Source organism: Streptomyces sp. NPDC047081, from assembly GCF_040643775.1.
GTDB lineage: Bacteria > Actinomycetota > Actinomycetes > Streptomycetales > Streptomycetaceae > Streptomyces.
In genome coordinates, this window is sequence record NZ_JBEYUY010000028.1 from 12961 (window position 1) to 35870 (window position 22910).

Here is a 22910-nt window from a genome sequence, read left to right on the forward strand (position 1 = left end):
GAGGCGATCACTCCTCGCCGCCTATCCGAGAAGGACAGAGATGTCACCATCCCCAGATACCGCCACCGGTGTCCGCCCTGCCCGTCCCCTGCCGCTGCTGGTCGGGCTGCTGGCCTCCGCGGCGGCCGCCGCGGGCTTCGCGGCCACGGCGCTGGTCGGCGCACTGCAAGTACTGATCGTCCACTTCCGCACCAACCTCGACAACGCGGGCTGGGCGGTCAACGCGTTCATCCTGGTCGCCGCCGCCTCCGCCGTGGTCGGCGGGCGCGTCGGAGACCGCTACGGGCGCCGCAGGGTGCTCGTCACGCTGCTGCTGGTCTCCACGGTCGGAGCCGTCATCAGCCTCGCCACCGACACCCTGTCCGGCGTCATCGCCGGACAGGCGGTCGCGGGCGTGGCTGGCGGAGTCCTGCCGCTGTGCTTCGGCGTCGCCCGGGAAGCCCTCCCGTGGCAGCGCGTGCCGGTGGCCACCGCGGTGATCGCGGGAGCCGCGACGCTCGGCGGAGCGACCGGCGCCGTCGTCGCCGAGGCGATGGTCCAGTCGCCGGGCTGGCGGTACATCCTCGTGGTCACCGGCGCCGCCACCCTGCTCGCCGGTCTCGCCTGCACACTGCTGCCCGGATCCACCCGGGCCGCCGGAGGCGAGCGCGTCAACTGGCTCGCGGGCCTGGTGCTGGTCGCGGCCGTCTCCCTGGTGCTGTTCGGCGTTCAGGGCAGCATCACGCGGTCCTGGTCCGACGGGCGCACCATCGCCGGGATCGTCTGCGGCTTCGCGCTGCTGGCGCTCTGGGCGGCATGGGAACGGCGTGTCGAACACCCCATGATCAACATACGGCTGCTCGCCGGCCGGAAGACCGTACTGACGACGCTGGCGACCGCCGTGCTCGTGACCGGTGTCGTCGGCGCGGCCGGTCTGCTGCTCCAAACTCTCATGCTGACACCGGAGTCGGCCCCCGTCGGCATCGGTCTGAGCGCGCGGGAGACGGTGTGGCTCCTGTTCGGGGTGGCGGCCCTCGGCCTCCTGCTGTCGCCGGTCGCCGGCTGGCTGGCCGCGCGAGCAGGCGCCCGGCAGTCACTGGTCGTCGGCAGCCTCTTCGGCGTCGTCAACGCGCTCTGCCTCGCGCTGTTCCACGACAGCGTCACCGGAGTCGTCGTCTCGGTCGCGTTCCTCGCCGTGGCGACGTCGTTCGTGCTGTCCGCGATCCCGATCCTCATCATGGAGGACACACCCGAGGAGAACACCAGCGAGGCCACCGGCCTGAACGTGGTCGTGCGCACGGTCTTCGCCACCCTGGGCACCTCGCTCGCGACCTACTTCCTCAGCCACGACCTCGTACCCCGGACGCCGTTCAGCAGCAGCGACGCGTTCACCCAGGGATTCACCCTGATCGGGGCCTGCTCCGCCGCCGGGTTCGTCCTGGCCCTGTTCATCCGCTCGGGAGAGCGCTCCGGAGCCGCGGCCCCCTCGGCCGCCCTGGCGACCAAGGCGTGAACCCGAGGGATCCCGCACCCACCTGCGGGATCCCCGGGCGTTTCTTCGGCGGCCGTCAGTCGGACGCGGGCAGCGGCTTGGCGCTCTTGACGCGCAGGGGAGTGCCGCCCACCGCGAGAGTGCCCTTGCCGGGCTTGGTGCACAGCAGCTCGACGGTGCCGTCCTCGGTCGCGTAGCGCTTGCCCAGCAGTGTTCCCGTCGACTGGTCCGGATCCGGGGGCTGTTGGAGTGCGGGGTCGGCCTGTGCGGGATCGACCATCGGCGCGCCACCGCACGTCACTTCCTGATCGCCCGCCGCCCAGCGGACCACCACGACGCTGGTGCTGTCCACCGTGCTCGCGAGCATCATCCCGATGCGTGGTGTCATGTCATTCCCTCTGTACGTCGCCTACCGGGCGGGTGCCCGGCCGATGATCCCGTCGGACTCCAGCGCGGCGATCTCCCGCTCCGTCAGCCCGAGTCCGGCCAGCAGTTCCTGGTTGTGCTCGCCGAGCAGGGGCGCGGGGCGCACATGGCGGCGCTCGGGGCCCCGGGACAGCCGTACCGGCAAAGTGCCGTAGCGGGCCGTGCCGCTCACGGGGTGTTCCAGCTCCTCGAAGAAGCCGCGGAAGCGCAGCTGTTCCAACTCGGCCTGGCGGTGCGGCTGCAGGACCTTGCCCACCGGGATGCCGGCGGCCCAGAGGACATCGACGATCTCGTCGGCGCCGCGCTCACCGCACCAGTCGGCCAACCCCTCGTCGACGGCGTCGTGGTGCGCGTGCCGTCCTTCGGCGGTGGCCAGGTCCGGGTCCGTCGCCCAGTCGGACCGGCCCACGGCCTCGCACAAGGCCTGCCACTGTTCGTCGGTGGCCACGGAGATGGCCACCCAGGAGTCGTTGCCGCCGAACTCGTCGGTGTCCGCGGTCCGGTAGAGGTTCTGCGGGGCCGCGGCCGGGCCCCGGTTGCCGGCCCGCTCCAGCAGGGCGCCGTACGCCGAGTACTCGATGATCTGCTCGGCGGCCACGTTGAGGGCCGCGTCGACCATGGCCGCCTCGACCAGCATGCCCTCGCCTGTGCGGTGCCGGTGCTCCAGCGCCAGGAGAAGGCCGTTGAGCGCGTGCAGGCCCGCGTTGGGGTCGCCGATCGAGTACGGCTCGACGGGGTTCTGGTCGGGGTGGCCGGTCAGCCAGGTCAGGCCCGAGGCGTCCTCGATGACGAACGCGAAGGCGGCGTTGTCGCGCCACGGCCCGTCGAGACCGAAGCCGGGCATCCGCACCACGATCGCGTCGGGGCGCACGGCGCGTATCGCCTCGTAGTCCAGGCCGAGTTGGTCCAGCACCCGGGGCGTGTAGTTCTCGACCACCACGTCGCAGGTCTCGATCAGCCGCCGCAGCACCTCGCGGCCGCGTTCGGTCCGGATGTCGAGCGTCAGGCTCTTCTTGTTGGTGTTCAGGCCCGCGAAGATCGGCGACCGTTCCCACCACTGCTCGACGCTCGGCGGCACCCCGGCGATGAGCCGGGTCCCGTCGGGCCGCGCGGTGGCCTCCAGGTGGATCACCTCGGCCCCGAGCATCGCGAGGGCGTGGGTGCAGGAGGGGCCGGCCCAGAACGCGGTCATGTCCAGGACCCGCAGGCCGCTGAAGGACAGGCCCGGCTCGGCGGTCCGTCGTGGCGTAGGGCGCTTCGCCGTGTGCTCGCCGAGCCGCGGGGCCGGACCGGGCGGCCGGAGCACGTCCGGTGTCAGCCGATACGGGGGGCCGGGCTGGAGGAAGCCGTCGCGCGGGTTGCGCCGGAAGGTGCCGCGTGCGTCGAAGTGGTCCATTCCCGTGGCGTTGGCTCCGTTGACGACCGGGGAGTTGGGGATGCGGAACGCCGTGGCCAGCTCGCGGATCTCGGCGGTCGTACGGGCCGCGATCCACTCCTGGATCACCGGGGCCACCTCGGTGGCGCGCGCGACGATCGAGAACGGGTTCTTCTCGTCGATCCACTCCGGATGCCCGACCATCGCGCACAGGTCGAAGAACTGCTGTGCCGTCGCACACCCGAGCGCCACGAGGCCGTCCTTCGCGGCGGCCACGCCCGGCATGTTCAGCCTGCGGGCCTGCTGCCAGGGGCGCCCGAGCATCTCCCAGAAGGTGACCGGGTGATAGGTGAACGTCATGATGTGCGCCTCGAGCATGGAGAGGTCGACCAGTTCGCCTCCGCCCCGCATACGGGAGGCCATGGTGGCGGCCGCCGCGTACGCCCCGGACGTCCAGTCGCCGGCCTGTCCGCCCACGAAGACCGGCGCCCGCTCCGGGTCGCCCCGCCCCAGCCCGATGATCCCGCCGGACCAGGCCTGCAGGGTGAACTCGGTGGCCGGGCGGTCCCGCCACGGCCCTTCGAGGCCGAACGGCGTGATCGAGGTGACGACCAGGTGGGGGTACGTGCGGTGGATCTCCCGCGGGTCGAGCGGTGAGCCCGGCGACCACACCGCCACGTCCGCCGACTCCAGGAGCTCGCGCAGCAGGTCCGGTTCGGCGACGACACTCTCCTTGGAGCAGGCCAGGAAGCTGAAGAGGGCTCCGTCACGGCCGGGGCGGATCGTGGCGCCGGACGCCGACCACCGTCGTAGCGGATCGCCTTCCGGGGCCTCGGCCTTGACCACCTGCGCGCCGCCGTCGGCGAGCAGCTTGGTGCAGTAGGCGCCGGCGATTCCCGTCGACAGGTCGGCCACGACCCAGTCGCCGAGCGGCGGTCGAGCAGAGGTCATGACTCGCTCCCGCGCCTGCGGCCCGACTTGCTGAGCCGGAAGTCCGCGGGGAAGTGGTCGTCGTTGCCGCGCACCGCGTTGGCGATGCCGCCGCCGACCGTCTCCTCGTCGAGCATCAGGTCGTCGCCGTCGGCCCGGGCGATCCCGCCGATCGACTCGAAGAGGCCGGTGAGCAGCGAGCCCATGTACTCGCCCTGGTGCTGCTTGAAGATCTCGAAGAAGACCTTCTGCATGAACACGGTGTCGGTCGGTCGGGTGCGCGCGCAGGCCAGCGCGTACTTCTCCACCTCCGCCTCCAACCCGGCTCGCGGGACGACGGAGTTGAGGAAGTTGCACTCGTACATCTCACGGGCGGTGAACGGGCGGCCGGTGAAGACCATCTCCTGGAACTTCCTGAGGCCCATCGTCTGCGCCCAGCTCCACATCCGGGGCGCCCAGCCGATGTAGCGGAAGGAGGGGTGGCCGAAGAGGGCGTCGTCGGAGGAGATCACCAGGTCGGCGTCGGCGGCCTGGTAGAAGTGCCAGCCGTAGCAGTAGCCCTTGACCTCCAGGATGCTGATCTTCTTGAAGTCCTGCAGGCTCCGGCAGCCGCCTTGGGGGTTCGCGTACCACTGGGACGGGGTGCCGCCGTAGCGGTAGGAGCCCTTGGGGGGATAGCGGACGTCCTCGTCCTCGCCGATGCCCTCTTCCGCCAGGAGCGGTCCGGCCGTCGGCGCGGCGTGCATCTCCATGGTCTCGGCGATGTCGGCGCCCGAGCCGAGGTCGTCGCCGACGCCCCGGATGACCAGGACCTTCACCTCGTCGTCGACGTTGGCCCGGTGCAGCAGGTCCGCGAAGCGCAGCCGGGCCGCCGCGGTCGGCGCGTTGAGGGCGTCGGGCCGGTCCAGGGTGAGGGTGGCGATCCTGGTCCTGGGGTCCTTCTCGTAGCGGATGATCTCTTCCGCGGAAGGACGCGTGCTGTCAGCCATGTGCGGGGGTTCCTTTCCCGGCCGCGTGCAGGGGTGCGGGGCAGGACCGGAGCGGTCGGTCCTGCCCCGCGCGGGGATTACGGCTTCCAGTGGGGACTCGACGTGAGCAGCTCGGGCCCGTCGGCGGGGATGAGCACGGCCTCACGGCCCAGGACGGCTCCGACGCCCTCCTGCCAGACGTAGCCGGTGACGGCGAGCGCCATGCCGGGTTCGAGGCGTTCCTCGGCCGCCGTCTCCGGCAGGCCGGAGGCGACCACCGGCGGGTCGAAGCCCAGGCCGAGGCCGCGCGCCACGGGCATCGGGGGCAGCGGTTCACCGGCCGTGTCGTACGCGGTGAGCAGGTCGGCGGCGGGCGCGCCCGGTCGGCAGGCGTCGAAGAGGCCGCTCCACAGGTCGGCCCAACGCCGGTACAGCGCACGGGAGTTGGGGGAGTCCCCGGCGTCGGCCGGCCAGGTGCGGCCGACCTCGCCGATGTAGCCGCCCGCGACCACGCCCGAGGTGAAGGCGACGAGGTCGCCCCGTCCCACCCGGCCGTGCGTGCCGGCCTTGCGCCACGGATGCTCCCGTGAGGTCACCCAGACCGCCTCCTGTGTCGCCGGAGTGCTCACGCCACCGGCGGCCGCGGCCTCCAGCAGGACGCCGGTGAGGTGCTGCTCGGTGACACCAGGGCGCAGTTCGGCGACCGCCGTCGTGAGACTGGCCTCGGCCACCGCGAGGGACTCGCGCAGCGCCACGATCTCCTCGGCGGTCTTGACCCGGCGGGCGGCCCGCATGGCCGGTTCGCCGTCGGCCAGTTCGGCCTTCGGGCAGGCCATCGGCAGCAGCTGCGCGAACAGCGGCGAGATGGAGTCCGTGCCGACCCGCAGGGCGGTGGCCGTGCCCTCGATGCCCTGCAGCGCCGTCACCCAGTTCATCGGGTTCCAGGTCAGGCCGTACAGGTGCTCGCGGGGGATGTCGTCGGGGAGCCCCTCGTCCCAGGTCATCAGCGCGTGGACGGCGCCGGTGGCGCGGACCAGCACGGCCGCGGGCGCGAAGGGGCGGGTGCCCGCCGTCCACAGGCTTCGCGTGCCGGTGACGTAACGGACGTTGGCCTCCCGCCCCAGCACGAGGACGTCGAGGTCATGGGCGGCCATGTGTGCCAGCGCGCGCTCCCGCCGCCCGACGCGGAGAGCCCGGTCGTCCGGCAGGACCTCAGTCGCCATAGGGGGCGTAGGAATAGTCGGTCAGGGCCGTGCAGCCCTCTTCCTCGATCACGAGAACCTCCTCGCTGCGGTAGCCGCCGGTGCCGTCCTCCCAGACGACCGGTTCGAGGACGAGCACCATGCCGGCCTCCAGGACCAGCTGCTCGTCGAACTCCTCGCCCAGGTCGGTGCCGACGAAGGGCATCTCGGCGGGGTCCACGCCCATGCCGTGGGCGAGGTAGAAGTGGGGAAGCCAGGGCTTGCTGCCGCCGTTCGCGGCGATGGCCGCCCTGGTCAGGTCGGAGGCGGTGGCGCCCGCCCGCAGTACGTCCTTCACCGCGGAGTGGATTTCCCACCACTTCCTGAACTGCGCCCGCTGCCGCGCGTCCGGATCCCGGCCGACGATCCAGGTGCGGCCGAAGTCGGAGCAGTATCCGGCGTAGGTGATGCTCACGTCGGTCCACAGCACATCGCCCTCGGCCAGCTCCCGCTCGGTCGTCAGCAGCGGAAGGGCGAGGTCGCCGTGGGTGGTCCACACACCCTCGGCCCTGCTGTCGGGCATCACCTGCCATATGGGGTCGAGGACGTTGGCCTGGGCGCCGTGCTCGTAGGCCTGCCGTACGAAGCCCGCCGACAGCTCGATCTGCCGCATGCCCGGCGCGAGCGAGCCCGCGATGCCGGCCATGGCCCGCTCGGTGATGCGCAACGCCGTGCGGATACAGGCGAGTTCGTCGGGTGTCTTGATCAGCTTGGCCACCGCCAGGACCATCGAGGCGTCGCCGGGCGGCCCGCCCGGGAACAGCGCCTTGTCCGCCCTGCGCATCGCGCCGGTCAGCTCGTCGGCCGCGACCCGCGCCCCCTCCGGCAGCAGCTCGGCGAGAACGGCGGCGAAGCTCCGTACCCCTTCGTCGTACTCCAGGTAGACGGGCGGACGGACATGGTCGGCCGGCAGTGACGGCTCGCCCGGGGCGCCTTCGCGGAACGGCATGAACAGGTGCGGCCACGGGTCGTCCGCCACCACCACGGCGACGGGCCGGTCCGCGTGGGCCAGGCCGGAGTCGCCGAGCGGCCAGGTCACCCCGGTCGCATAGCTGACCGCGGTGTTGCCGAGCAGGACCAGGGCGTCGACGCCCTGGTCCGACATGGCCGCCCGCAGCCGTGCGCCGCGCTCACGGCTCATCCGGTCCAGGTCGGGTTCGGCCGGGATGTCGATGACGGTCATCGCTGCCTCCGTTGCGAGGTCATGGGTCCGGAAGGCCTCACAGGCCGAGGTATTCCCTGATGTTGCCGCCGACGATGCGGGCCGCCTTCTCCGGTCCCACGGCGTCCACGACCAGGCCGATCGACTTCTCGGAGTAGCCGAACGTGCTCTCGTTGTGCGGGTAGTCGGCGGACCACATGACCCGGTCCACGCCGATGTCCTCCAGGAGCTTCAGCCCGAGCGGGTCGACCATGAAGGACGCGTACATGTGGTGGTCCCAGTAGTACTGGACGTCGTGCTCCAGCGGCCGGTCCAGCATGTGCCGGTAGGAGGCGAGGATGTGCTTGGCGTCCTGGAGGGCGGAGGGGACCCAGTTCGCGCCGCCCTCGAACCATCCGACGCGCAGGCCCGGGTGGCGGTCGAGGATGCCGCTGAAGACGTACTTCGCCCACACCTCGCGGAACGGCGAGACGTTGACGACCATGCCGACGGCGATCGCGTTGGACTCGCAGGGGGACTTCAGCGTGCTCTCGCCGATGTGGTGGGAGACCGGCAGCCCCGACTCCTCGATGGCCTCCCAGACGGGGTCCATCTTGCTGCTCGCGTAGTCGATGGGGTTGCCCTCCAGGTCGTTGCCCGGATTCATCGGCATGAGGAAGGTCCGGATCCCGTAGCCCTTCAGCTCCTCCAGGGTCTTGCGCGCGCCCTCGCCGTCCCACCAGTTGATGAGCCCGACGCCGTAGAAGCGGCCCTCGGCGCGTTCCTGCAGTCCCGCGACGTACTCGTTGTAGATGCGGAAGATGAGCTCGCGGACCTCCGGGTCCGGGTAGAAGAACATCGCCAACAGGGCGTTGGGGAAGGCGAGTTCCCGCTGGATGCCGTCGGAGGCGAGTTCCTCCATCCGGCCCTCGATGTTGTTCGAGCCGGAGCCGGTGAGCGGGTCGTACTGCATGAGGACGCTGCTGAACTCCTTGGGCAGGAACGACTGTCCGCCCATGCCGAGCTCATAGGCGCCGTCCTCGTACCAGATCCGCGGGGCCTGGTCCTTGAGCCGCTCGGGGAACTTGTCGACGAAGATGTCCTCGGCGAGCGAGATGTGGTTGTCGGCGGAGAAGATCTCGGTTCCCGGCGGGAGGTTCAGGTCGCTCCCGGTGTGGCCGTGCCGGTCCTTCGGCGCGCCCAGTCCCTCGGGCGGGTACAGCGTGTCTGCCTGGCTGGACATCGTCGTCCTCCCTGGTTCGGTCCTACGAAGCCGGGGCGGGCCGCATCGGCTTGAGGCCCGCGGTGGTCCCGCCGTCGATCGTCAGCACGGTCCCGGTGACGTGCAGTGAGCGGTCGCCGCCCAGGTAGGCGACGGCCTCGGCCACGTCCGCGGGAGTGCCCAGCCGCGGCAGTGGCTGCATGGCCGCCATGTGGGCGCGGATGCGGTCGGTCATCTCGTCGGTCGCGGTCGCGGAGGCCAGCAGTCCGGTGGGGATGCCGCCCGGTGCGACGCAGTTGACGCGGATGCCGTGCTCGGCGAGGTCGAGGGCCGCGCACTTGGTGAAGTGGATGACCGCCGCTTTGGAGGCGCGGTACGACAGCACGCTGGGGCCGGCCTGCACACCGCCGACGGAGCTGATGTTGACGACGGAGCCGCCGCCGTGCGCCGCCATGTGCCGGGCCGCCTCCCGCGTTCCCGTCATCACGCCGAGCAGGTTCACCGACAGGACGTGCTGGAAGTCCGCGAAGTCCTCCTCCAGGAGGCTCGCGTGCATCGCGCCGGAGACGCCCGCGTTGTTGACCATCAGCTGCAGCCCGCCGAACTCGCCGACGGCGAAGGCGACGAGGTCCCTGACCTGCTCGGCATCCGCGACATCGGTGTGCCGGAACCGCACGTCCGGCCCGAGCTCCTTGGCCAGCGCCTCTCCGCCGTCCCGGTCGACGTCGGCCACGACGACCCGCGCCCCGTCCGCCAGGAGCCGCTCCACGCTCGCGCGTCCGAGGCCCGCGGCACCGCCCGTGACCACGGCGACCGTCCCGTCGGCCATGGCGCTCACCACGTCACCGGCAGCGCGTACACGCCGTAGGCGAGCCGGTCGTGCTTGAACTGGATCTCGTCGCGCTCCACGGCCGGGGCCAGGGTGGGGATGCGGCGGAAGAGCGTGCCGTAGACGACCTGGAGCTCCACGCGGGCGAGCTGCTGTCCGACGCACTGGTGGATACCGAAGCCGAACGCGTTGTGGTGCCGGGCGTTGGCCCGGCGCAGGTCCATCACGTCGGGCTCGGGGAAGACGTCGGCGTCCCGGTTGGCGCTGAAGAGTTCGATGATGATGCCCTCGCCGGCCCGGATCGTCTCGCCCGCGATCTCGATGTCCTCCTTGGCGATCCGCCGCTGGCCGCCGTGGATGATGCCCAGGTAGCGCAGCAGCTCCTCCACCGCCCCTGCGACGACCTTCGGATCGTCCGTGTCGCGCAGGACCGCCAGCTGCTCGGGGTGTTCCAGGAGCGCGGCCGTGGCGAGGCCGATCATGTTGGCGCTGGTCTCGTGCCCCGCGATGAGCAGGCCCAGGCCCATCATGGCCGCCTCGGCCACGGTGATGTCACCGGCGTTGACGCGGGCCGCGATGTCGGACAGCGCGTCGTCCGCGGGTGCGGCGGCCTTCTTCTCGACGAGTTGGACCAGGTAGCCGTTGAGCGCCCCGAAGGTCCGCATGCTCTCCTCGGCGGAGACGTTGTGGGCGATCCCGCGGGCCGCGTTGTCCTGGAAGAAGTCGTGGTCCTCGTACGGCACCCCCAGCAGCTCACTGATCATCAGCGTGGGCAGCGGCAGGGCCAGCGCCTCCACCAGGTCGGCCGGCTTCGGTCCGGCGAGCATCCGGTCGATGAGATCGTCGGTGATCTTCTGGATGGTGGGGCGCAGCGCCTCGACCCGCTTGAGGGTGAAGGGTCCCGTCATGATGCGGCGGTAGCGGGTGTGCTCGGGTGCGTCCGAGTTGAAGACGGACCGCGGGCGGTACTCGACGGCGGCCGCCATGCCCTCGTGCCAGTGCGGGAACCCAGGCAGACGCTCGTCGACGCTCACCCGCGGATCGCCGAGCAGGGCCCGCTGGGCGGCGTGACCGGTCACGATCCAGGGTGTGCTGCCGTCCCAGATCCGCACCCTGGCCAGCGGCTTGTCGCCGGTGAGGGCTCGCAGCGCCGGTGGCGGGTCGAATGGGCAGCCCTCCGCCCGCGGCATCGGCCACTCGGGCGCCTGGGCTTCGGGAAGTACGTCGGGCATCGTCATCCTCGGGGTCGTCATTCTTCGATGTGGATCGCCAGCGCCGGACAGACGGCGGCCGCGTACCGGACGCCTTCGGACAGCTCGGCGGGCGGGTCCTCGGCCAGCAGCACGACGACTCCGTCCTCGTCACGCTGGTCGAACACGTCCGGCGCGGTGGCCACGCACTGGCCGGCCGCAACGCACTTGTCCTGCTCGACGGTTACTTTCACGGGGCCGCTCCTCGTCGCCGCGGGCACGGCGGAGCCTTCGTATCGACCGTGTGGGAAAAGGGAGTTGAGCGGCCGGAACCCGTCCCGGCTCCGTCGACCGCGCCTCCGAGTGAACTCCCGCACAGAAGCTAAGTCAATCGGTTGATTCAAAATCTCTTGAGACGGCCGGACGGGTTGTGTGAAGGAGGGTGACGGATCGTCAGGACCCGTCGGTGACAGGTGCCGTCCAGATCCCGACGATGGCGTCGATCATGCCGGTGGCCGCGTCGTGCCAGCTCGTCCGCGGTGTCGGGGAGCCCAGCGCGAGGGCGCGCTCGCGGTCCGCGCACATGTGCAGGATCAACTGCCGCGTCATGGCGATCCGCTCGGCACGTACTTCGGCCGGCAGCTCCGGCACGCAGCGGTGCAGACCGCTGAGGATCCGCCGCCACACGGGAGCGCTGAGCGTCTCGTCCACGACGATCTCGTGCAGCGCCGGATCGGCCATGACCTGCGCGCTGAACCGAGCGAACCACGTGGGACTGCCGAGCTCCGCCAGATATGCCGGCGTCGGCCGCACCAGGCACGCAACCCAGTCCCGCAGTTCGGCCGAGTCACCGGTCTCGGCCAGCAACCGCTCGGTGACGCGCTCCAGCCGCTCGGTGTGGTGGTGGGCGATCGCCCGGACCAGGTCCGCCTTGGTGCCGAAGTGGTACCCGACGACAGCGGTGTTGCCCTGGCCCGCTGCCTCGCTGATCTGACGGTTCGACACCGCGTGGACCCCGCGCTCGGCGAACAGCCGCTCCGCGGTGGTCCGGATGGCCTCCCGGGTCGCGCGGACCTGCTCGGCCCGGACACTTCTCCCCGCCATGGCCACCACCGTACCGGCAGGGTCCGCGGCCGCACACTGGACAGAAATCAATCGGGTGATTTAAGTTTTGGGTCGTGAGGGACACGGGGGTGAGGATGGCCGGCGGCACCCGGCGGGACGAGCAGGTCAGGGCGACCCGGCAGGCACTACTGGACGCGGCGGAACGGCTGTTCGCCGAGCACGGGGTGCACGCGGTCGGCAACCGCCAGATCAGCGAGGCCGCGGGCCAGGGCAACAACACCGCGGTCGTCTACCACTTCGGCACCAAGGCGGACGTGGTGCGGGCCCTCATCCGCAGACACGCCGAACGCATCGAGGTCCTTCGCGTACGCATGCTGGAGGACATCGGCGACTCCCCGGACCTGCGCGACTGGGTGGACCTGTCGGTCCGCTCCGTCACCGAGCACCAGGAGGAACTCGGCTGCCCCAGCTGGTACGCCCGGTTCATCGCACAGGTCTCCGCCGACCCCGCCCTCTACACGCTCGCGGAGGAGGAGTTCTACGCCGTCTCCCCGGGCCTGCGGGCGGCGGAGGAAGGCCTGACGCGCTGTGTGCCGGAGCTGTCCGAAGGGGTGCGGGCCGAACGCGCCGTCATGACCCGGCACTTGATCGTGCAGATGTGCGTCGAGCGGGAACGGGCCCTCGCGGCCGGCGCCCGCCCGCTCCGCCCGACCTGGCACGAAGCCGCCATGGGCCTCGTCGACGCGATCGTCGCGCTGTGGCAGTCCCCGGTGACGCACGAGCCCTGACCGGCAACTCCCCTACCGAGAAGGCGGGATGCCCATGAGCGCCGAACGGAACCGGATCGTGGTCGTGGGCGCCTCCGCCGCCGGCCTCGCCGCCGTCGAGACCCTGCGCCGCGAGGGGTACGACGGCACGCTCACCCTCCTCGGCGACGAGTCCCGTCCGCCGTACGACCGCCCGCCGCTGTCCAAGCAGCTCCTCACCGGCCAGTGGCCCGCCGACCGGCTCGCCCTACGCCCGGCCGCCGCCCTCGACGCGCTCGGCCTGGACTTCCGCCCGCACACCCCGGCCACCGGCCTGGACGTGACCGGCCACGCCGTGCACCTGGCCGACGGCACCCAACTGCCGTACGACGCACTGGTGGTGGCCACCGGGGTACGACCCCGGCGCCTTCCCGGGCGCGGTGCTCATGTCCTGCGTACCCTCGACGACGCGCTCGCCCTGCGCGAGGAACTGCGGCCGGGGCGCCGGCTGATCGTCGTCGGGGCCGGCTTCCTCGGCGCGGAGGCCGCCGCCGTCGCCCGCTCCCGCGGATGCGAGGTGGTCCTCCTCGAACCGGCCCCCGTCCCGCTGGCGCACGCGGTGGGGGAGTCCGTCGGGATGGTCCTGGCGCAGGCGCACCTGGACCACGGAGTGACCCTGCGCTGCGGCGTCGCGGTCAGCGAAGTCGCCCGGGACGGCGTGCAGTTGGTGGACGGCGAGTCGGTGCACGGCGACGCGGTGCTCGTCGCGGTCGGCTGCGAACCGAACATCGAATGGCTGGCGGGCAGCGGGCTCACCGTGGCCGACGGCGTGGTGTGCGACGAGTACTGCCGGGCCGCACCCGGGGTGTACGCGGCCGGTGACGTCGCGCGCTGGCACAACCCGCTGTTCGGCGTCTCGATGCGCATCGAGCACCGCACCAACGCGGCCGAGCAGGCCATGGCGGCCGCCCGCAACCTGCTGCGGCCGGAGAGTTCCAAGCCGTTCGCGCCGGTGCCGTATTTCTGGTCCGACCAGTACGACATGCGCGTCCAGGCGTACGGCTGGCTGCGCGGCCACGACGAAGTGGCCCTGGTGGAAGGAGACTTGACGGAGCGTCGGTTCCTGGCCGCCTACCGGGGCGGCGACCGGCTCGTCGGCGCGCTCGCGGTCGCCATGCCGCCCAAGGCGCTCCTGCGGTGGCGGCAGGACATCGCGGCGCGGGCACCGTGGACGGACGTCGTGGGGCGCTAGGCGTCGGACCCTGCTCCCCTCGCTCGGTTCTGTTCCACTCAGCGGGAGCGCGAATCCGGCGCTCTGATCGCCCGCACCTACGGTTGGCGCACCTGTCCGCATCCGAGGAGTGGAGGAGGCAGGTCCATTGACCGGCTGGGATCATGTGACGGACTTCCTGGTGGTCGGCAGCGGTGCGGGCGTCGTGGGAGCGGTGCGGGCACGCGCGCTCGGCAAGGACGTTCTCGTCGTGGAGAAGACCGACAGGTTCGGCGGCTCCACCTGTATGTCGGGCGGGGTCATGTGGCTGCCCCGCAATCCGCTCATGCGCCGCGAAGGTGTCCCCGACTCGTTCGACGAGGCACTGCGCTACTTCGAGACCGTCGTCGGCGACGCGGGACCGGCCTCGTCGGACGCCCGCAGGCGGGCCTACCTCCGCGCCGGTGTCGAGATGGTCGACTTCCTGGAGTCCGAGGGGATGGAGTTCCGGCGCTGCGAGGGCTACAGCGACTACTACTCGGGTGTGCGGGGCTGCGAGGGAGGTTCGGCGCGGGGCAGGTCGATCGAGGCGAAGGCCTTCGACAAGAACCGGCTCGGGCCGTGGGGGGACCGGATCCGCCTCGGATTCTCGGGCGGCCTCACCGTCTACACCGGCGAGGCGGGCCCGATGATGCTGATGCGGACCCGGATCGGGCTCGCGGTCCTGGCCCGCGTCGGGCTGCGTACGGCCCTCGGCAGGATCCGCCGCCGGCGGCTCGTGACGAACGGGGCCGCCCTGACCGCCCGTCTGCTTCAGGTGCTGCTGCGTCAGGGCGTCGACGTGTGGCTGGAGTCCGCAATCACCGACCTCGTCGTCGAGGATGGCCGGGTCGTCGGCGCGGTCCTGCGCCGGAACGGTCGTGAAGTGCGGGTCCGGACACGGGACGGCGTCCTGCTCGCCGCCGGCGGCTTCGCCCGCAACGGGGAGATGCGCGAGGAGTACGGAGGGGATCGACCCACCTCGGCCACCTGGACCTCGGCCAACCCCGGCGACACCGGGGAGGCGATCCGCATCGCCATGGCGCACGGCGCCGCCACGGACATGCTCGACGAGGCCTGGTGGATGCCCTCGTGGATGATGCCCGACGGCACCCCCGCCATGTGCCTGTCCGAGCGCAGCAAGCCCGGCGCGATCGTCGTCGACGCGCAGGGCCGGCGCTACTTCAACGAGGCGGTCGCCTACCAGGAGGCCGGCCAGCAGATGTACGCGCACGAGCTGGAGACCGGTGGCGCAGTGCCCTCCTGGCTCATCGTCGACTCCCGCCACCGCGGCCACTACCCGTTCGGCATGTCCCCGCCCGGCCGGACACCCAAGGAGTGGATCACCAGCGGCGCGATGAAACGCGCCGACACCCTCGAAGAACTCGCCCGCCGGTGCGGCATCGACGCGGGAGGCCTCCTCAAGACGGTCGAGCGGTTCAACCGCTTTGCCGAGTCCGGTCTCGACGAGGACTTCCACCGGGGCGAAGGAGACCACGAGAAGTATTACGGCGACGTGACCCACAGCCCAAATCCCTGTCTCGGGCCGCTGTCGAAGGCGCCCTACTATGCGGTGGCCCTGTATCCAGGCGACATCGGAACCAGCGGGGGAATTCTCTGCGACGAATTCGCGCGCGTACTCGACACCGAAGGAGCGCCGATAGCCGGCCTCTACGCCACCGGCAACTGCACCGCGTCCGTAATGGGGCGAAAGTACCTGGGGGCCGGTGCCAGCATTGCCGCGTCGGCGGTTTTCGGCTACATCGCCGCTGACCACGCCGCGTCCCTGACGCTTACCTGACTCTTCCCTGACAGCACATGTGTTTCCGGCGCGTTGCGAAACCGCCTGTCAAGTAAAGGAATCACTTACGGCATTGACCGGCGGGTAACCGCGGGTCTAGCTTCCCAAGCAGTTTCCCCACGAAACCGCTCGCGGCGCGTCCCGGAAAACGGACGAGACGCGCATTCGCGATTCAATTCGCCGTCTTTAGGCTCAACCCCCCACCACGCAGTTTCACCGTTCATTCGGAGAATCATGACATCTGCCGTGTGCGCCGAAGACCTGATCATCGGAATCACCCCTTTCGGCGAGCCGGACCCCGGTCTCGCCGCAGCCGTCAGCCGGGCCGGCGGCCTCGGAGTCCTCGACCTGGGCGCCGGCGACCGGACGTCCAGAGAGGCCCTGGCCCGTCTCCGGCACTGGACACCCGGCCGCTTCGGCGTCCGGATCGCCGCGCACTGCCGGACCGAGCCCGCCGAACTCACCCTCCCCGGCGGCCCCCACACCGTGGTCCTGGCCGCCGATGCCCCCTGGCGGGTCGACGACACGGCCGCCGCCCACCGGGTACTCGTGGAGGTCACGGACCTCGACCAGGCACTCGCGGCGATCACCGCAGGAGCCCACGGCCTGATCGCCCGCGGCAACGAGAGCGGCGGCCGGATCGGCGACCTCAGCACCTACGTCCTGCTCCAGCAACTCCTCGCCGCACCCGAGGTGGACGTCCCGGTCTGGGCGTGCGGCGGCATCGGCCTCCACACTGCGGCAGCGGCGGTGGTGGGCGGCGCGACCGGGGTTGTCCTGGACAGTCAGCTGGCTCTGCTGGCCGAGTCGGCCCTACCGCAGGAAATGGCAACCATCCTCCGCTCCATGGATGGATCGGAAACGACGGTGGTGTCTGGATACCGTGCACTGCGACGCCCCAAGGGGCGCGGGGAACTGCGCGACCAGCCCCCGACAACCCGCAGCCGCTCGATCACCGTCCATCCCGAGCTGTTGGGCGCCCTCCCCGTCGGCCAGGACGGCTTCCTGGCCGCCCGCTTCGCCGCCCGCTGGCACACCACCGCCCGAACGCTACGCGCCCTGACCGACGCCATACGAGACGCCGTACGCGACGACACCCCCGCCGCGACCCTGCGCCCCGGCTCCCCGCTCAGCGCAGCGCTCGGCACCCGCCTCCCCGTCGCCCAGGGCCCCATGACCCGCGTCAGCGACCAGGCCCGCTTCGCCGCCGCCGTCGCCGAGGACGGCGCCCTGCCCTTCATTGCGCTCGCCCTCGCCGGCCCCGACCAGGCCCGCACCATGCTCACCGAAACCCGGGCCGCCCTGGCAGGACGGCCCTGGGGCGTCGGCATCCTCGGCTTCGCGCCGGAGGACGTCAGGAACGCCCAGCTGGACGCCGTACGCGAACTGCGGCCCACGCACGCGATCATCGCGGGCGGACGGCCGGCCCAGGCCGAGGCTCTGGAGCGGGCGGGCATCAGCGCCTTCCTGCACGTGCCCTCGCCGGGACTGCTGAAGCAGTTCCTGGAGGCCGGAGCGCGCCGGTTCGTCTTCGAGGGCTCCGAGTGCGGCGGCCACGTCGGACCGCGCGCGAGCTTCCCTCTGTGGGAGGCCCAACTCGCCGTACTGGAAGACTACTTGGACGGCGCAGACAGCGAGACCGCGGCCGCTGTCGAGGTGTTCTTCGCCGGCGGCGTCCACGACGAGCGCTCCGCCGCGATGGTCGCGGCCCTCGCCGCACCCCTGACCGCGCGCGGCGCCCGCGTGGGCGTGCTCATGGGCACCGCCTACCTGTTCACCGAGGAAGCCGTCACCTGCGGCGCGATCCAGCCGCTCTTCCAGCGGCAGGCCGTACGGGCGCGGGCGACCACCCTGCTGGAGACCGCCCCCGGCCACGCCACCCGCTGCGTGCCGAGCCCCTTCACCGACGGCTACCGGGAGTTCGAGGCCGAACTGCGCGCCCGGGGCCTGCCCGACCGGCAGATCTGGGAAGAACTGGAGCGCCTCAACGTCGGCCGGTTGCGCATCGCCGGCAAGGGCGTGGAGCGCGCCGCCGACGGGACCCTGGCCTCCGTCGACGAGGAACGCAGCCTCGCCGAGGGCCTGTTCATGGCCGGCGAGGTGGCGGTCCTCCGCTCGGCGACCACGACCCTGACCGCCCTCCACCGCTCGGTGACCGACCAGGCCGCCGACTTACTCACCGAACAGGCACGCGCCGTCCGCACCCGCCTCGGCGAGGACGCCCGGACCGCCCCCGAAGCCCCCGCCCCGCTCGACATCGCTGTCGTCGGCATGGCCTGCATGTTCCCGGACGCCCCCGACCTCGCCACGTACTGGGCGAACATCCTCGCCGGCCACGACGCCGTCGGCGAGGTGCCGCCCGAGCGCTGGGACCCGGCCGTCCACTGGTCCGAGGACGGCACCGGCGCCACCGTCTCCAAATGGGGCGGCTTCCTCCCGCGGATCCCCTTCGACCCGCTCCGCTACGGCATCCCGCCCGCCTCCATCGGCAGCATCGAGCCCGTCCAGCTGCTCGCCCTGGAGGCCGCCAGGCGAGCCCTGGACGACGCCGGATACGGCGAACGGGGACGGGAGTTCGACCGCTCGCGCACCTCCGTGGTCTTCGGCGCCGAGGCGGGCAGCGACCTCTCCAACGCGACCACCCTGCGGGCCGTCCTCCCCGCGTACTACGGACACCTCCCGGACGGCGTCGCACAGCAGCTGCCCCGCCTGACCGAGGACTCCTTCCCCGGCATGCTCTCCAACGTCATCTCGGGCCGCATCGCCAACCGCCTCGACCTCGGCGGCGCCAACTACACGGTCGACGCGGCCTGCGCCTCCTCCCTCGCAGCCGTCGACGTCGCCTGCAAGGAACTCGTCGGCGGCACCAGCGACGTCGTCCTGTGCGGGGGCGCCGACCTGCACAACGGCATCAACGACTACGTCCTCTTCTCCTCCGTGCACGCCCTGTCCCCGACCGGACGCTGCCGCGCCTTCGACGGCTCGGCCGATGGCATCGCGCTCGGCGAGGGCGTCGCCTGCGTCGTACTGAAGCGCCTGGCCGACGCCGAACGCGACGGCGACCGGATCTACGGCGTGATCAAGGGAGTCGGCAGCTCCAGCGACGGCCGCTCCCTCGGCCTGACCGCGCCCCGCCCCGAGGGTCAGCGGACCGCGCTGCAGCGGGCGTACCGCAACGCGGGCGTCTCACCCGCCGACGTCGGCCTCGTCGAGGCGCACGGCACGGGCACGGTGGTGGGCGACCGCACCGAACTCACCATCCTCAGCGAGGTGTTCACCGACGCCGGGGCGCAGCCGGGAGCTTGCACGCTCGGCTCGGTCAAGTCGCAGATCGGGCACACCAAGTGTGCCGCCGGACTCGCGGGCCTGATCAAGACGCTCCTCGCCCTGCACAGCGGGGTCAAACCGCCCACCCTGCACATCGACCGGCCCAATCCGGCCTGGCAGGAGGAGAGCAGCCCCTTCGTCTTCCACGCCGAGGCGCGGCCCTGGGCCGCCCCGATGACCGGGCGGCTCGCGGGGGTGAGCGCGTTCGGCTTCGGCGGCACCAACTTCCATGTGGTGCTGAGTGGTTACGGCGATGCCGTACCGCCCGCCCACGGGCTGGACGTCTGGCCCGCCGAGCTGTTCACCTTCCGCGGCAAGGACATGGCGACGGCCCACCGCGCGATCGAGGCCCTCCTGGCGACCGCCGACACCGGCGACGCCCGCCCCTGGCGGCTGCGCGACCTCGCCCTGACCGCGTCCCGCCGCGCCGAGGCCGGCCAGGGCCCGGTCCAGGTGGCGGTGGTGGCGACCTCGGTGGAAGGCCCGGAAGGCCTACACGCCCAGCTCCGCAGGGCGCTGGCGGGCGAGCACGACCCCGCGGCGGGCATCCATCTCGCGGAGCGTTCGGATGACGAGAGACCGGCGACCGGGGAGGTCGCCGCTGGAAGCGCGCGCATCCCCTCCCAACGGGAGCCCGCCGAATCCGGCGCGTTCGCGGACCGGTACCGCGACCCCGTGTCCGCAGAGGCGGACAGCGCGAGCCGGGCACCCGCCGCGCCCGCGGGCAAGGTGGCCTTCCTCTTCCCGGGCCAGGGCAGCCAGCGTCCCGGAATGCTCGCCGACGTCTTCCTCGCCTTCCCCGAACTGCAGCACTATCTCCAGCTCGGCCACGAGCACGCCGACGTGCTGTTTCCGTCCGCCGCCTTCGACGACGCCGGCCGCGACCGCCACCGCGCCGCCCTCACCGACACCCGGGCCGCGCAGCCCGCGCTGGGCATCGCCGGGCTGGCCGCCCACGCCCTGCTCACCGCGGTCGGCGTACGGCCCGACATGGCGGCCGGACACAGTTACGGCGAACTCGTCGCCCTGTGCGCGGCCGGCGCCGTCGGCCCAGAGGCGCTGCTGCGGCTGAGCAGCGAGCGCGCGGCGGCCATCCTCGCGTCGACCGGCACCGACGACCCGGGCACCATGGCCGCGGTCGCGGCGGGCGCCGAGGACGTGGAGCGCGCCCTGCGCGAGCGCGGCGCCCCCACCTCGGTGGTCGTCGCCAACCACAACTCCCCGCGCCAGACGGTGATCTCCGGCCCGACGGAGGCGGTCGCCGACACGGTACGACTGCTGCGGGAAGCCGGGCTCGGCGCGAAACGCATCCCGGTGGCCTGCGCCTTCCACAGCCCTCTGGTCGCCGACGCCGGAGCGCGCTTCGCCGAAGCCCTCGCACAACAGACCGTCCACGCCCCCGAGTTCCCCGTGTGGACCAACCGCACCGCCACCGTCTACGGCGCCGACGCCGACGCCGTCCGGACCGAACTGACCGCCCAGATCGGCGCACCCGTGCGCTTCGCCGAGCAGATCGAGGCCATGTACGCGGCCGGGGCGCGGATCTTCGTCGAGGCGGGACCGGGCACGGTGCTGACCCGGCTGGTCTCCCAGATCCTCGGCGACCGCCCGCACCGCACGGTCGCCTGCGAACCGCACGCCGGCACCGGACTGCGCGGCTGGCTCGACGCCCTGGCCCGACTGGCCGTCGCCGGAGTGCCGGTGAGCACCGGACGCCTCTTCCGCGGACGCGACGCCGTCGACGCAAGCCGCGTCCCCGCACCGGCACGGCCCGGCTGGACGGTCGACGGACAGCTGGTCCGCACCGTCGCCGGCGACTTCCTCCCCGGCGCCCTCACGCCGGCCCGACGCGTCGTGGAGACGACTGTGACGACGAACCACCCGGAAGGCGTCCCCGCCACGGCCGACCGGGACATGCTGATCACCGAATTCCTGCGCACCAGCCGCGAGATGGTGGCCGCCCAGCGCGATGTGCTGCTCACCTACTTCGGGGCGACGCCCGGGACGGTGCCCGCCGTACCCGCGGCTCCCCAGCCGCCGCCGGTCGCCGAAGTCGTCGTACCGCAACCGGAGTTGCAGGCCCCAGCGGCCGTCGAGGCTCCCGCGACCGACCTCGGACGGGTCGTCCTGGAGATCATCAGCGAGCGCACCGGCTATCCCGTCGACATGATCGAGCCCGACCTGGACCTGGAGGCGGACCTCAGCATCGACTCCATCAAGCGGGCCGAGATCGCCGGTGAACTGGCCAAGCGCCTGGGCGTCGGCGGCGCGGACGTCACGGTGCTGGACGACACGGAGCTGGAGGAGCTGGCCAGGGCCCGTACGGCCGCCTCGGTGACCGGATGGCTCGCGGCACGGCTCACCGCGGGCGACCCGGCCGAGGCGCAGGAAGCACCGCAACCGACGTACACGACCGGCGAAGTGGCGCGGGAACCCCTGGCCGTGACCGGCGAGGCGCCGAAGCGTCTCCAGCTGCGGCCCGTGCGCCTGCGGCACCAGGACGGCGACGGCCCCGCGGACCCGACCGGCGCCCTCACCGGCCTGCGGATCCTCCTCGTCGGCGACGGCGGTGACGCGGCCCGCGAGGTCCTGGCCCGGCTCACCGCGCACGGCGCCGACGCCCACCACGTCACCGCCGACGACCTGCTCTCCGAGACCGGCACGGCGGTGGACGGCATCCTCTACCTCGACGCCCTCTGCCCCGCCGGCCTGCCGGTCCTGCCCACCGCCTTCCCCGTTCTACAGGCCGCCCTCCGCCGCACACCAGGGCGCCTGATCGCCGTACGACCCTCCGGCGCGATCCGCTCGGCCGGGCTGCACGGTCTGTTCCGCACCATCGCCCGCGAGTACCCGGAGACCGTCGCCCGGGTCGTCGACCTCGACGACACCTCGCCCAGGACGGTCGCCGACGCACTGCTGGCCGAGCTGCTGACACCCGAGACCGACACCCCTGTCGTGCTGCGCACCGCGTCCGGCCGGCACGGGCTCGAGCTGGTGGAGACGCCGCTCGGCCCGTTGGCCACCAGCGGCGCCGGACCGGCCGGGGACGGAGCCGCGGAGGCCGCCGCGCTGGGCCTGGACCGGGAGTCGGTGGTGCTGCTGGTCGGGGGAGCCCGCGGTATCACCGCGAAGGTGGCCGCCTCGCTCGCCGCGGCTTCCCGGTGCCGTATCGAACTGCTCGGCAGGACACCCGCTCCGGCCGGACCCGAGGACCCGGCGACGGCGGACGCCCGCACCCCGGCCGAACTGCGCGCGGCGCTCGCCGCCCCGGGCGGCCTGACCCCCGCCGAGATCAACCGCAGAGCCGAACTCCTGCTGGCGCAACGGGAGATAGCCGCCACCGTCGCGGAACTGACGGCGCTCGGCAGCCAAGTCCGCTACCACTCCGTCGACTTCCGCGACCCGGACGCGGCACTCCAGGCCGTGAAGGAGACCTACGCCGAGTACGACCGCCTCGACGGCGTGGTCTACGCGGCGGGCGTGATCGAGGACCGGCTGATCGCCGAGAAGAGCGCCGAGTCCTTCCAGCGCGTGTACAGCACGAAGACCTGCGGTGCCGAAACCCTGCTGGCCGCGCTGGAGACCATGCCCAACGGGCCCGCGTTCACCGTGCTGTTCGGCAGCATCTCCGCCGTCCTGGGCAACCGCGGCCAGGCCGACTACGCGGCCGCCAACGACGCCCTCGAAAGCCTGGGCACCGCCTGGGCCGCCCGCACCGGACGCCGGGCCCTGACCGTGCACTGGGGGCCCTGGGCGCCGGCGGACGGCCACAGCGGCATGGTGACCCCGGAGCTCGGCCGCGAGTACGCCCGCCGCGGCATCCGGCTCATCGATCCCGACGAGGGCGCCGCGGCACTCCTGCGCGAGCTCGCCTGGGGCGAGGAGTCGGCCGGGGCCGTCGTCCACACCGCCTCGGGCTGGTGAGATGC

At 72.2% G+C, this 22910-nt stretch carries 15 protein-coding genes; 5 read left to right on the forward strand and 10 right to left on the reverse strand.

All coding sequences use genetic code 11. The features are described 5' to 3' along the window. The first annotated feature begins 40 nt into the window (after positions 1-40). Positions 41-1492 carry an MFS transporter gene (locus ABZ848_RS38150; protein ID WP_360839439.1) on the forward strand — a complete coding sequence of 484 codons (1452 nt, stop codon included), beginning with the start codon at positions 41-43 and terminating at the stop codon, positions 1490-1492. A 55-nt stretch (positions 1493-1547) separates the two neighbouring features. Here the strand turns inward: ABZ848_RS38150 and ABZ848_RS38155 are convergent, their stop codons facing one another. From ABZ848_RS38155 to ABZ848_RS38200, 10 genes are all read right to left on the reverse strand, one after another. Beyond that, positions 1548-1859 carry a hypothetical protein gene (locus tag ABZ848_RS38155; protein ID WP_360839441.1) on the reverse strand — a complete coding sequence of 104 codons (312 nt, stop codon included), beginning with the start codon at positions 1857-1859 and terminating at the stop codon, positions 1548-1550. A gap of 21 nt (positions 1860-1880) precedes the next feature. Next, positions 1881-4223 carry a CoA transferase gene (locus ABZ848_RS38160; RefSeq protein ID WP_360839443.1) on the reverse strand — a complete coding sequence of 781 codons (2343 nt, stop codon included), beginning with the start codon at positions 4221-4223 and terminating at the stop codon, positions 1881-1883. Beyond that, the gene (locus ABZ848_RS38165; protein ID WP_360839445.1) at positions 4220-5191 is read right to left on the reverse strand and encodes an enoyl-CoA hydratase/isomerase family protein; all 972 of its coding nucleotides are present in this window, start codon (positions 5189-5191) and stop codon (positions 4220-4222) included. Before ABZ848_RS38165 ends, ABZ848_RS38160 begins: the two co-directional genes overlap by 4 nt. A gap of 77 nt (positions 5192-5268) precedes the next feature. Beyond that, the gene (locus ABZ848_RS38170) at positions 5269-6393 is read right to left on the reverse strand and encodes a M24 family metallopeptidase (protein WP_360839447.1); all 1125 of its coding nucleotides are present in this window, start codon (positions 6391-6393) and stop codon (positions 5269-5271) included. After that, complete coding sequence (locus ABZ848_RS38175) at positions 6383-7594, reverse strand: Xaa-Pro peptidase family protein (RefSeq protein WP_360839449.1); 1212 nt, start codon at positions 7592-7594, stop codon at positions 6383-6385. Before ABZ848_RS38175 ends, ABZ848_RS38170 begins: the two co-directional genes overlap by 11 nt. 37 nt (positions 7595-7631) lie before the next feature. Continuing rightward, positions 7632-8795 (reverse strand): amidohydrolase family protein, encoded by a 1164-nt coding sequence (locus ABZ848_RS38180; protein WP_360839451.1) that lies wholly within the window; start codon positions 8793-8795, stop codon positions 7632-7634. Positions 8796-8817: 22 nt separating this feature from the next. Then, on the reverse strand, positions 8818-9603 hold the full coding sequence (locus tag ABZ848_RS38185; protein ID WP_360839453.1) for an SDR family NAD(P)-dependent oxidoreductase: 786 nt from the start codon (positions 9601-9603) through the stop codon (positions 8818-8820). Between the two features lie 5 nt (positions 9604-9608). After that, positions 9609-10835 (reverse strand): cytochrome P450, encoded by a 1227-nt coding sequence (locus ABZ848_RS38190; protein ID WP_360839455.1) that lies wholly within the window; start codon positions 10833-10835, stop codon positions 9609-9611. Positions 10836-10852: 17 nt separating this feature from the next. Further along, positions 10853-11047, reverse strand: a complete 195-nt coding sequence (locus ABZ848_RS38195; RefSeq protein WP_360839456.1) for a ferredoxin — start codon at positions 11045-11047, stop codon at positions 10853-10855. A gap of 199 nt (positions 11048-11246) precedes the next feature. Continuing rightward, a complete protein-coding gene (locus ABZ848_RS38200) occupies positions 11247-11897 on the reverse strand; it encodes a TetR family transcriptional regulator (RefSeq protein WP_360839458.1) in 651 nt (216 codons plus the stop codon). 95 nt (positions 11898-11992) lie between these two features. On the opposite strand from ABZ848_RS38200, the gene ABZ848_RS38205 reads away from it, so the two are divergent. From ABZ848_RS38205 to ABZ848_RS38220, 4 genes are all read left to right on the forward strand, one after another. Next, on the forward strand, positions 11993-12646 hold the full coding sequence (locus tag ABZ848_RS38205; RefSeq protein ID WP_360839661.1) for a TetR family transcriptional regulator: 654 nt from the start codon (positions 11993-11995) through the stop codon (positions 12644-12646). A 34-nt stretch (positions 12647-12680) separates the two neighbouring features. Continuing rightward, positions 12681-13856: an FAD-dependent oxidoreductase gene (locus tag ABZ848_RS38210; RefSeq protein WP_360839460.1), complete on the forward strand. Its 1176-nt coding sequence runs from the start codon at positions 12681-12683 to the stop codon at positions 13854-13856. A 127-nt stretch (positions 13857-13983) separates the two neighbouring features. Then, the gene (locus tag ABZ848_RS38215; protein ID WP_360839462.1) at positions 13984-15654 is read left to right on the forward strand and encodes an FAD-dependent oxidoreductase; all 1671 of its coding nucleotides are present in this window, start codon (positions 13984-13986) and stop codon (positions 15652-15654) included. A 234-nt stretch (positions 15655-15888) separates the two neighbouring features. Continuing rightward, positions 15889-22905 carry an SDR family NAD(P)-dependent oxidoreductase gene (locus ABZ848_RS38220; protein ID WP_360839464.1) on the forward strand — a complete coding sequence of 2339 codons (7017 nt, stop codon included), beginning with the start codon at positions 15889-15891 and terminating at the stop codon, positions 22903-22905. The last annotated feature ends 5 nt before the right edge of the window (positions 22906-22910 follow it).